Raw genomic sequence first — 10968 nt, forward strand, 5'->3', positions numbered from 1 at the left:
CGAAGACCGCCAGCGTCCACGTCTCGAACATCCTGGCCAAGCTGGGCGTCGCCGGCCGCGGCGAGGCGGCCGCCCTGGCCCACCGGCTGCAGCTCTTCCCCGCGCGCCCCGTGGCCGCCCCGCCCCGAGCCGCGGGCTGACCGGCCCGGGACCGGCTGCCGTACGCTGGACGGGAGACTCGGCCGGTCCCTCTGGAGGCGCAGTGTTCAACCCGCTCGAGGACCTGTTCGCCCCCAGTCGCCGGCACACCGACGAGGAGCGCAAGCGCCTGGAGCTGACCCGGGTCGACCTGAACGACGGGGACCCGGGCCGCGGCCCGATAGACCTCTCCTCCGGCAAGGTCGTCGTCCGCCCGCCCCACCAGGAGGAGCCCGCGACGGCGGACGACCAGGCCGACCGGTCCGACGGACCCGACAGCGCGGACCCGGCCGACGACGACGCCGAGGTCAGCTGACTCTCAGCTCCAGAATCCGGTCGTCCTCCTTGCCCGGTGACCCCCGCCCGTCCGTGTTGCTCGTGGTCACCCACAGCTTGTCGCCGCCGGCGGCGACCACGGTGCGCAGCCGCCCGTACTCCTTCTGGAGGAAGGCCTGCGGCTCGTGCGCCGCCTTTGCTCCGTCCAGCGGGATGCGCCACAGCCGCTCGCCCCGCAGCCCCGCCATCCAGATCGACCCCTTCTGCCAGGCGATCCCGCTGGGGGAGGCGTCAGCTGTGTGCCACTCGGCGATCGGGTCCCGGTAGCCGGACTTGCCGGCCTTACCCTCGGCGTCCGGCCAGCCGTAGTTTCCCCCCGCCACGATGTGGTTCAGCTCGTCCCAGGTGTCCTGGCCGAACTCCGAGGCCCACATCCGCTTGTCCTTGTCCCAGGCGAGACCCTGTACATTGCGGTGCCCGTACGAATACACCGGCGAGTTCCCGAACGGGTTGCCCGGGGCCGGCTCGCCGTCCGGGGTCAGGCGCAGGGTCTTGCCGCCCGTGGACTTCTTGTCCTGCGCCAGCTCGGTCTTGTACGTCTCGCCCGTGCCCACGTAGAGCATGCCGTCCGGGCCGAAGGCGATCCGCCCGCCGTTGTGGTTCGTCCCCTTGGGGATGCCTCTGAACACCGTGTCCGGAGCGCCCAGTTGCTCACCGGCCGGCTTCTTCTCGTCGTAGATCATCCGCGCGATGCGGTTGTCCGACTCCGTCGTGAAGTACGCGTAGACCATGTGGTCCGAGGCGTAGGAAGGGGAGAGGGCGATGCCGAGCAGGCCGCCCTCGCCGGCCGGGGCCACCCCGGGCACCGAGCCGACCGTCGTCTTCTTCCCCGTCCCGGGGGCGACCCGGGTGAGCGTGCCCTTGTCGCGCGAGGAGACCAGCAGGTCGCCCTCGGGCAGCGGGGCCAGGCCCCAGGGCGTGTCGAGGCCGGTGGCCACCGTTCGCAGCACATTCACCGAGCCCTTCGCGGGCGGTACGTCACCCGTCGGCGCCGTGCTCTCGGCGTCGCTCGAGCGGCTCGGGGCCGACGTGCTGCCCCGGTCCTGCTTCGGCCCCCCGTCCCCGGACGAGCAGCCGGCCGTGAGCAGGAGCGCCGCGCAGGCGGCCCCGGCCAACGCGGGCCGCACAGCTTGACGTTGCACGATCACGATCAGGTCCCTTCGTCGCCACGGTTCTACCGTTCATACACCGCTCGCGCCGTCCAGGTTCCCGAACCCGGTTCCCGGACTCAGTCCCACGATCCCAGCGCGGCCGGCAGGCCGGCGATCTCCGCCAGATCCGCGTCCGTCAGCACCAGCCCGGCCGCCGCCGCGTTCTCCACCGCCCAGCGCTCGTGCTTGGCCCCCGGCACCGGCACCACGTTCGGACCCTGCGCGAGAACCCAGGCCAGCGCCACCTGCGCGGGCGTCACGTCCGCTCCGTGCCGGGCCGCGACCCGGCGCAGCCCCGCCACGACCGGCTGGTTCGCGGCCATCATCTCCGCGGTGAAGCGGGGGTGCCGGGCCCGCAGGTCGTCCGGCTCGAAGCCCTGCCCCGGCGTCAGCGTGCCGGACAGGAACCCGTTGCCCAACGGCATCGCCGCGAGGAACCCGACGCCCCGCGCCGCGCACCACGGCAGCAGCGTCTCCAGCGCCTCGGTGGACCACACCGACAGTTCGGCCATCACCGAGCTCACCGGGAACACCTGCTGGATCCGCTCCAGTTGGCGGATCGTTCCCGCATGCAGCCCGGCCCGTCCGCCGCGCCGCGCGGCCCTGGCCCCCACCGCGCACAGGCCGAGCGAACGCACCTTGCCCGCGCTCACCAGTTCCGCCATCGCGCCCCAGGTCTCCTCGACCGGCACCTCGGGATCCGCGCGATGCAGCTGGTACAGATCGATCACGTCCGTCTGCAGCCGCCGCAGCGACGCGTCGCACGCCCGCCTGACGTACCCCGGGCGCCCGTTGGCCACGATGTGCTGCTCACCCACGAGCAGCCCCACCTTCGTCGAGACGAAGGCGTCCGCCCGCCGTTCCTTCAACACCCGCCCGAGCAACAGCTCGTTGGTGAACGGCCCGTACATGTCGGCGGTGTCGAGAAGCGAACATCCCCGGTCCAGCGCGGCGTGCACGGTCCGCAGGGATTCCTCGCCGCGCTGCCGCGAGCCGGTGTACGCCCAGCTCATCGGCATACAGCCCAGTCCGACAGCACCCACCTCGAGCGCCGCCGCGCCGATCGCCTTGCGCTCCACCTGCCCGTGACCCTCCCTGTCTTCGGCCACCAACCTAACCTCTGCCTCCCGACGCGTCTGACATAGCCTCCTGACATGACTGGTGATGTATGGCTGCCGTTCCCCGCCGACGAGATCCCGGGTCTCCCCGAAGGCCTCGACTACCGCTACTGGAACGGTGAACCGGACTTTCCCGCCGACCCCGCGGACTGCGCCTTCTACGTCGTCCCGTACATGAAGCCGCCGGGCGTCGGCACCCGTCCGATGCCGCTGATGTCCTCGCTCCGGGCCGTGCAGACCCTGTCCGCCGGCGTCGACCACGTGCAGGCCGGGCTCCCGCACCTGCCGTCCGGCGTGCAGTTGTGCAACGCGCGCGGGGTGCACGACGCCAGCACGGCCGAGCTGGCGCTCACCCTGATCCTCGCCTCGCTGCGCGGGATCCCCGACTTCGTGCGCGGCCAGGACCGCGGCGAGTGGCGCGGCGGATTCCGGCCCGCCCTCGCGGACAAGAACGTCCTGATCGTGGGCTACGGAGCGATCGGCTCCGCCGTCGAGGACCGGCTCGTGCCCTTCGAGGTCGCGCGGGTGGCGCGCATCGCGCGCTCCGCCCGCACGACGGAGCGCGGCCCCGTGCACCCGCTCACCGACCTGCCCGCCCTGCTCCCCGAGGCCGACGTGGTCGTCGTGGTCACCCCGCTCACCGAGGACACCCGCGGTCTCGTGAACGCGGACTTCCTGTCCCGGATGAAGGACGGGGCCCTGCTCGTCAACGTCGGGCGCGGTCCCGTCGTGGACACCGAGGCGCTGCTCAAGGAGCTGGAGAGCGGCCGCATCACGGCGGCGCTCGACGTCACCGATCCCGAACCGCTGCCCCGGGAGCACCCGTTGTGGCAGGCTCCGGGAGTGCTCGTCTCGCCGCACGTGGGCGGACCCACGTCCGCCTTCCTGCCGCGCGCGAAGCGGCTGATGGCCGCGCAGCTCACGCGGTTCGCGGCGGGGGAGCCGCTCGAGAACGTCGTCTTCACCACCGGCTGACCCCGGCCGACCCGAGCGGCCCCGCCCGTCTCACCGGTCGACCGGAGCACCACCGGCCCCACGGACAACTCCCGTGCGGCCGCCCGCCGTCGGGCGCACACGCTCCGCGCCCGCCCGGCTCCGCCCCGTGCGCGCATCGTCGCTGGTCGTCACGGAGAGTAGAGAGACTATGTCCCTGAGTGACGAGTCTGGTGTATCGTCCCGACTGGGGCAGCGCCGTGCGACGTACGGCGCCGGGGACGAGTGACGGACTGCGAGGGGGGCGACGGGCGATGTACGGCCTATGGGCGAACGATCCGACGCGGCGGGGCCGCCGACGGCGACCCTCCAGCACACCCATGCACGGACGAAGTCCGGCCTGCCGCACGAAGCCTGCGTGCCGCGGCAGCCTGCGGACGGGCCGCCGGCGGCACCCGCACCCCGGTCCGGGTCAGAGGGACGCCGGCCCGGCCCGACGGACCGAGGCGGCCCGGTGACCGCCCACCCGTCGCCGCCGACCACGCTGGGCGCCGCACTGCACCCCGGCGCACCGCTCCCGGCCCGCGCCCCGGAGCGCGGCCGCGTCATGGGTGTCCAGTTGGCGCTCGCCCTCGTCTGCGCGGCCTTCGCCACGGGATCACTGCTGGGCTGGGGATCCGAGCGAGTGGCCCTGTTCATGGGCGACTTCGGCCTGAGCCTCGCCGCGGCCACCGCCGCCGTGTCGAACTTCCTCTACGCGCGCAGCCGCCACAGCCGCTTCAAGCCCGCCTGGCTCCTCTTCGCCTGCTCCTCCCTGATGGCCTCGCTGGGGAACGGGGTGTGGGGCTGGTACGAGTTCGTCCTGCGGATCGAGGTGCCCACCCCGAGCCTCGCCGATCTGTTCTTCCTCTGCTTCGCGCCGCCCGCGATCATCGGCCTGCTCGTCCTCGCCAAGCGGCCCGTGACCAAGGCCGGCTGGATCTGCCTCGCGCTCGACGCCTGGCTCATCGCCGGGTCCCTCGTCACGCTCTCCTGGAGCCTGGCCCTCGCGCACACCGCCGAGTCCGAGGGGCAGAGCGTCAGCCGCACCGCGCTCTCGCTCGCGTACCCGCTGCTCGACATCGTTCTCGTCAGCATGGTCCTCGCCCTGCACTTCCGCCGCTCGCCCGGCAACCGCACGGCGGTCAACACGGCGATCGGCGCCCTCGCCCTCACCGTGATGTGCGACGCCTTGTTCACCTCGCCGCTCCTGCACGCCAGTTACCGCTCCGGGGAGATCCTCGACGCCGGCTGGTTCGCCGGCTCGCTGCTGCTCGCGCACGCGCCCTGGGTGGGGCACAGGAAGAGCGACGGCGCTGGCCCGCGGGTGCCGCACCAGGGGCAGGGGCCCGCCCCCGCGCGGTACCAGCTCGGGCACACCCGCCCCATGTCCGGCTCGCTCGCCGCGCTCACCCCGTACCTGGCCGCCGCCGTCTGCACGCTGGGCATCCTCTACAACGTGCTGAGCGGCCACAGCGTCGACCGGATCGTGCTCTTCACGGCCTGCACCGTCGTCCTGGCCCTCGTCGTGCGCCAGGGCATCATGCTGCTCGACAACATCACGCTGACCCAGGAGCTGGCCCAGAAGGAGAACCACTTCCGCTCGCTCGTCCAGGGCTCCAGCGACGTCATCATGATTGCCGCTCCCAACGGGATCCTCCGTTACGTCAGCCCCGCGGCCGCCGGGGTCTACGGGCGGGAGGCCGACGACCTCGTCGGCTCCGAGCTCGCCTCGATCATCCATCCCGAGGACCTCGGGCGCGTGGTGCACGAGATCCGCCGCTTCCTCGCGGCCAGCGCCGTCGAGGAGCCCACCACCCGCATCGAGTGCCGCTTCCGCTCCGGCGCCGGGGCCTGGCTGAACGTGGAGTCGACGGTCAACCGCCACCACGGCGGCCTGATCCTCAACAGCAGGGACGTGACCGAGCGGGTCCGCCTCCAGGCGCAGCTGCAGCACAACGCGGAGCACGACCCGCTCACCGACCTGCCCAACCGGTCACTGTTCACCAAGCGGGTCGGCCTCGCCCTCACCGGGCGCCGGGCCAGCGACCGCGGCACCGCCGTGCTCTTCATCGACCTCGACGGCTTCAAGCAGGTCAACGACACCATCGGCCACCAGGCGGGCGACGAGCTGCTCGTCCAGGCCGCCCGCCGGCTCGCCGACTCCGTCCGTGCCTCGGACACCGCGGCCCGGCTCGGCGGCGACGAGTTCGCCGCGCTGATCGTCGGCGACGGCGGACGGGACCACTCCGCGCGGGAGCAGCACATCTACGAGCTGGCCGACCGGCTCAGGGTCACGCTGTCCCAGCCCTACGCGATCGACGGGCATCAGGACGTCCGGGTGGCCGCCTCCATCGGAGTGGCCTTCGCCGAGCCCGACATCACCGCGGGCGAGCTCCTGCGCAACGCGGACCTCGCGATGTACCGCGCCAAGGCCACCGGCAAGGGCCGCGTCGAGCTGTACGCCCCGCAGATGCAGGCCGACGTGGTCCGGAAGGCCGAGCTCGCGGGCCGGCTGCGCTCCGCACTCCACGAGGGCGAGTTCGCGCTGCTGCACCAGCCCGTGGTGTCGCTCGAGGACGGCCGGATCACCGCCGTCGCCGCACAGGCCCGCTGGCGCTCCTCGCAGGGCATCCTCTTCACCCCCGCCGAGTTCCTCCGGGTCGCCGAGGACGGCGAGAAGACGGCGGAGCTGGGCCGCTGGATGCTGGAGGAGGCGGTCGCCCAGGCCGCCGAGCGCGGCCGCAGCGGCCATGCCGCCCCGGTCGTCGTCCGGATCGGCGCCCGCCGCCTCCTGGACCGGTCGATGCCGCTCGGCTCCGTGGAGGCCCTCCTGACCCGGCACGGGCTGCCCTCCGGGGCGCTCGTCATCGAGCTGGCCGACAGCGACCCCAGAGTGCCCCTGGACGAGCTGGAGCGGCGTCTGACGGGCCTGCGCCGGCTCGGGGTCCGGATCGCCCTCGACGGCTTCGGCAGCGGCTACGCGGCCATCACGGCGCTGCGCAGACTCCCCGTCGACATGCTCAAGCTCGACCGCTCGCTCGTGGAGGGCGTCGTCGAGTCCGCGCGGCTGCACAAGATCACCAGCGGGCTGCTGCGGATCGCCGGGGACCTCGGCCTGGCCTCCGTGGCGGACGGGGTCGACCTGCCCGAGCAGGTCGTCGCGCTGCGGGCGATGGGCTGCACCCACGGGCAGGGCATGGCGTTCTCGGGGCCGCTCGACGAGTACCGGCTGCGCCGCGCGCTGGCCTCGGGGGAGTACCCGGTCCCGGCCGGTCCCGCCGAGCCCGTGTTCGCGGGCGTACCGGCGTCCCGTTCACATAATGAGACCCCCGTCCCACCTACTTGACACATATGGCGCGCCGGGGGGAAGGTCAATGCCATGCGCACCCGAATTCTCGTACTTGGAAAGCGCGTCGGCTGAAGCTGGGACCCACCGGTCCGAACACCGGAATCCCCAGCGACCGTATCCGGCGCGCTCCCCTCGCTTGCCTCACGGCACGAGGGGTTTTTTGTTGCACCAGTGCCGATTCGGAACCGTCGCACCCCGCACCGCACTGTGTAAGAAACCCGCACAACCCTCGCAAAAACCCTCAGCATCGAGAAGAGAAGCCGATGACCGAGCAGGCCACCGGGGCCCACCATCCGCAGCCGCGGCCCCGTTCCGGAGGACAGCAGTCCGCCCCCGTCGAGCACGTCACGGGTGCGAAGTCCCTCATTCGCTCGCTTGAGGAGGTCGGGGCCGACACCGTATTCGGCATTCCCGGCGGTGCGATCCTTCCCGCGTACGACCCGATGATGGACTCCACGCGGGTCCGCCACATCCTCGTGCGGCACGAGCAGGGTGCGGGCCACGCGGCCGTCGGCTACGCGCAGGCCACCGGCAAGGTCGGTGTGTGCATGGCGACTTCGGGTCCCGGCGCCACCAACCTGGTCACCCCGATCGCCGACGCGCACCTCGACTCGGTGCCGATCGTCGCGATCACCGGCCAGGTCGCCTCCAAGGCGATCGGTACGGACGCCTTCCAGGAGGCGGACATCGTCGGCATCACCATGCCGATCACCAAGCACAACTTCCTGGTCACCAAGGCCGAGGACATCCCCAAGACGATCGCCGAGGCGTTCCACATCGCCTCGACCGGCCGTCCGGGCCCCGTCCTCGTCGACATCGCGAAGGACGCGCTGCAGGCGCAGACGACCTTCACGTGGCCGCCGCAGACCGACCTGCCCGGCTACCGCCCGGTGACCAAGCCGCACGCCAAGCAGATCCGCGAGGCCGCGAAGCTGATCACGGGTGCGAAGCGGCCCGTCCTCTACGTGGGCGGCGGTGTCCTCAAGGCCAACGCCACCCAGGAGCTCAAGGTCCTCGCCGAGCTCACCGAAGCGCCCGTCACCACCACCCTGATGGCGCTCGGCGCGTTCCCCGACAGCCACCCGCTGCACGTGGGAATGCCGGGCATGCACGGTGCGGTCACCGCCGTCACCGCGCTGCAGAAGGCCGACCTGATCGTCGCCCTCGGAGCCCGCTTCGACGACCGCGTCACCGGCAAGCTGGACAGCTTCGCCCCCTTCGCCAAGATCGTCCACGCCGACATCGACCCCGCGGAGATCGGCAAGAACCGCGAGGCCGACGTGCCGATCGTCGGTGACGCCCGCGAGGTCATCGCCGACCTGATCCAGGCGGTCCAGAAGGAGCACGCGGACGGCCACAAGGGCGACTACAGCGCCTGGTGGAAGGACCTGTCGCGCTGGCGCGACACCTACCCCCTCGGCTACGACCAGCCGGCGGACGGCTCGCTGTCCCCGCAGCAGGTCATCGAGCGGATCGGCCAGCTCGCCCCGGCCGACACGATCTTCGCCGCGGGCGTCGGCCAGCACCAGATGTGGGCCGCGCACTTCATCAAGTACGAGCGCCCGGCCACCTGGCTGAACTCGGGCGGCGCCGGGACCATGGGCTACGCGGTCCCCGCCGCGATGGGCGCCAAGGCCGGCGCGCCGGACAAGCCGGTCTGGGCGATCGACGGCGACGGCTGCTTCCAGATGACCAATCAGGAGCTCACCACCTGCGCCCTGAACAACATCCCGATCAAGGTCGCCGTCATCAACAACGGCGCGCTCGGGATGGTCCGCCAGTGGCAGACCCTGTTCTACAACCAGCGCTACTCGAACACCGTGCTCCACGCGGGCCCGGACGGCGACACCCCGCCCAACAAGGGCACGCGCGTCCCGGACTTCGTGAAGCTGTCCGAGGCCATGGGCTGCTACTCGATCCGCTGCGAGCGCCCCGAGGACCTCGACAAGGTCATCGAGGAGGCGAACTCGATCAACGACCGCCCCGTCGTGATCGACTTCATCGTCCACGAGGACGCCATGGTGTGGCCGATGGTCGCCGCCGGCACCTCGAACGACGAGATCATGGCCGCCCGGGACGTCCGCCCGGACTTCGGCGACAACGAAGACGACTGAGCGAGAGAGACTCTAAGAGGCCATCGAAATGTCCAAGCACACGCTCTCCGTCCTGGTCGAGAACAAGCCCGGTGTCCTGGCCCGGATCACGGCCCTCTTCTCGCGCCGCGGCTTCAACATCGACTCGCTCGCCGTCGGCATCACCGAGCACCCCGACATCTCCCGCATCACCATCGTGGTGAACGTCGAGGACCTCCCGCTCGAGCAGGTCACCAAGCAGCTCAACAAGCTGGTCAACGTCCTGAAGATCGTCGAGCTGGAGCCGGGCGCCGCCGTCGCGCGCGAGCTCGTCCTCGCCAAGGTCCGCGCCGACAACGAGACCCGCTCGCAGATCGTCGAGATCGTCCAGCTGTTCCGCGCCAAGACGGTCGACGTCTCGCCCGAGGCCGTCACCATCGAGGCCACCGGATCGAGTGACAAGCTGGAGGCCATGCTCAAGATGCTGGAGCCCTTCGGCATCAAGGAGCTCGTCCAGTCCGGCACCATCGCCATCGGCCGCGGTTCGCGCTCCATCACCGACCGCAGCCTGCGCGCGCTCGACCGGAGCGCCTGAGGCACCCCGCCGGCCGCGCGCACCCGTCGCGCGCGGCCCGGCTGCTCGCATCGCGAGACCTGACAACTTCCCGTCCTTCTCCCGCCGTACGGTGGGACGCAACACCAGCACACCAAGGAGAACCCCAGTGGCCGAGCTGTTCTACGACGACGACGCCGACCTGTCCATCATCCAGAACCGCAAGGTCGCGGTGATCGGCTACGGCTCCCAGGGCCACGCCCACGCGCTGTCCCTGCGCGACTCGGGCGTCGACGTCCGCGTCGGTCTGCACGAGGGCTCCAAGTCCAAGGCCAAGGCCGAGGAGCAGGGCCTGCGCGTGGTGACGCCGTCCGAGGCCGCCGCCGAGGCCGACGTCATCATGATCCTGGTCCCGGACCCGATCCAGGCCCAGGTCTACGAGGAGTCCATCAAGGACAACCTGAAGGACGGCGACGCGCTGTTCTTCGGCCACGGCCTGAACATCCGCTACGGCTTCATCAAGCCCCCGGCCGGTGTGGACGTCGCCATGGTCGCCCCCAAGGGCCCGGGTCACCTGGTGCGCCGCCAGTACGAGGAGGGTCGCGGCGTCCCCTGCATCGCGGCCGTCGAGCAGGACGCCACGGGCAAGGGCTTCGAGCTCGCCCTCTCCTACGCGAAGGGCATCGGCGGCACCCGCGCCGGCGTCATCAAGACGACCTTCACCGAGGAGACCGAGACCGACCTGTTCGGTGAGCAGGCCGTCCTGTGCGGTGGTACCGCCGCGCTGGTCAAGGCGGGCTTCGAGACGCTGACCGAGGCCGGCTACCAGCCGGAGATCGCGTACTTCGAGTGCCTCCACGAGCTGAAGCTCATCGTCGACCTGATGTACGAGGGCGGCCTGGAGAAGATGCGCTGGTCGGTCTCCGAGACCGCCGAGTGGGGCGACTACATCACCGGCCCGCGCATCATCACGGACGCCACCAAGGCCGAGATGAAGAAGGTCCTCGCCGAGATCCAGGACGGCACCTTCGCCAAGGAGTGGATGGCCGAGTACCACGGCGGCCTGAAGAAGTACAACGAGTACAAGACCCAGGACGAGAAGCACCTCCTGGAGACCACCGGCAAGGAGCTGCGCAAGCTCATGAGCTGGGTGAACGACGAAGAGGCGTAAGCCTTCGTGGAACGGGGGCGCGGCACACGCCGCGGCCCCCGTGGCCCACGGACCTCCACACGGGTTTACAAACCCTCCCCCCCCCGCCCGGTGATGCATACAGGG

8 protein-coding genes are annotated in these 10968 nt (G+C 71.3%); 6 read left to right on the plus strand and 2 right to left on the minus strand.

The window, feature by feature from the left end:
- The first annotated feature begins 202 nt into the window (after window positions 1-202).
- The gene (locus tag ACFW9D_RS24440; RefSeq protein WP_384624762.1) at window positions 203-454 is read left to right on the plus strand and encodes a DUF6191 domain-containing protein; all 252 of its coding nucleotides are present in this window, start codon (window positions 203-205) and stop codon (window positions 452-454) included.
- On the opposite strand, the gene ACFW9D_RS24445 is transcribed toward ACFW9D_RS24440, so the two are convergent.
- The gene (locus tag ACFW9D_RS24445; RefSeq protein WP_384624765.1) at window positions 447-1616 is read right to left on the minus strand and encodes a PQQ-dependent sugar dehydrogenase; all 1170 of its coding nucleotides are present in this window, start codon (window positions 1614-1616) and stop codon (window positions 447-449) included. The genes ACFW9D_RS24440 and ACFW9D_RS24445 overlap by 8 nt on opposite strands.
- A gap of 86 nt (window positions 1617-1702) precedes the next feature.
- Window positions 1703-2704, minus strand: coding sequence for an aldo/keto reductase (locus tag ACFW9D_RS24450; protein ID WP_384624811.1), 1002 nt, complete (start codon window positions 2702-2704; stop codon window positions 1703-1705).
- A gap of 75 nt (window positions 2705-2779) precedes the next feature.
- On the opposite strand from ACFW9D_RS24450, the gene ACFW9D_RS24455 reads away from it, so the two are divergent.
- The 5 genes from ACFW9D_RS24455 (at window position 2780) to ilvC (ending at window position 10863) form a co-directional block, all read left to right on the plus strand.
- Window positions 2780-3718, plus strand: a complete 939-nt coding sequence (locus ACFW9D_RS24455; protein ID WP_384624768.1) for a 2-hydroxyacid dehydrogenase — start codon at window positions 2780-2782, stop codon at window positions 3716-3718.
- A gap of 565 nt (window positions 3719-4283) precedes the next feature.
- Window positions 4284-7064, plus strand: coding sequence for a putative bifunctional diguanylate cyclase/phosphodiesterase (locus ACFW9D_RS24460; RefSeq protein WP_384624814.1), 2781 nt, complete (start codon window positions 4284-4286; stop codon window positions 7062-7064).
- 266 nt (window positions 7065-7330) lie between these two features.
- Window positions 7331-9181, plus strand: a complete 1851-nt coding sequence (locus ACFW9D_RS24465) for an acetolactate synthase large subunit (RefSeq protein WP_188336714.1) — start codon at window positions 7331-7333, stop codon at window positions 9179-9181.
- A 28-nt stretch (window positions 9182-9209) separates the two neighbouring features.
- Window positions 9210-9734, plus strand: coding sequence for an acetolactate synthase small subunit (gene ilvN / locus ACFW9D_RS24470; RefSeq protein ID WP_188336713.1), 525 nt, complete (start codon window positions 9210-9212; stop codon window positions 9732-9734).
- A gap of 127 nt (window positions 9735-9861) precedes the next feature.
- Entirely contained in the window at window positions 9862-10863 is a 1002-nt protein-coding gene (gene ilvC / locus ACFW9D_RS24475) for a ketol-acid reductoisomerase (protein WP_188336712.1), read from the plus strand.
- Window positions 10864-10968 lie beyond the last annotated feature (105 nt).

It is taken from the genome of Streptomyces sp. NPDC059524 (genome assembly GCF_042749255.1).
Lineage (GTDB): Bacteria > Actinomycetota > Actinomycetes > Streptomycetales > Streptomycetaceae > Streptomyces > Streptomyces xanthii.

Coding starts and splice junctions, on each gene's coding strand:
- ACFW9D_RS24455 (WP_384624768.1), top strand. CDS start 2,780: ATGACTGGTGATGTATGGCTGCCGTTCCCCGCCGACGAGATCCCGGGT.
- ACFW9D_RS24460 (WP_384624814.1), top strand. CDS start 4,284: ATGGGTGTCCAGTTGGCGCTCGCCCTCGTCTGCGCGGCCTTCGCCACG.
- ACFW9D_RS24465 (WP_188336714.1), top strand. CDS start 7,331: ATGACCGAGCAGGCCACCGGGGCCCACCATCCGCAGCCGCGGCCCCGT.
- ilvN (WP_188336713.1), top strand. CDS start 9,210: ATGTCCAAGCACACGCTCTCCGTCCTGGTCGAGAACAAGCCCGGTGTC.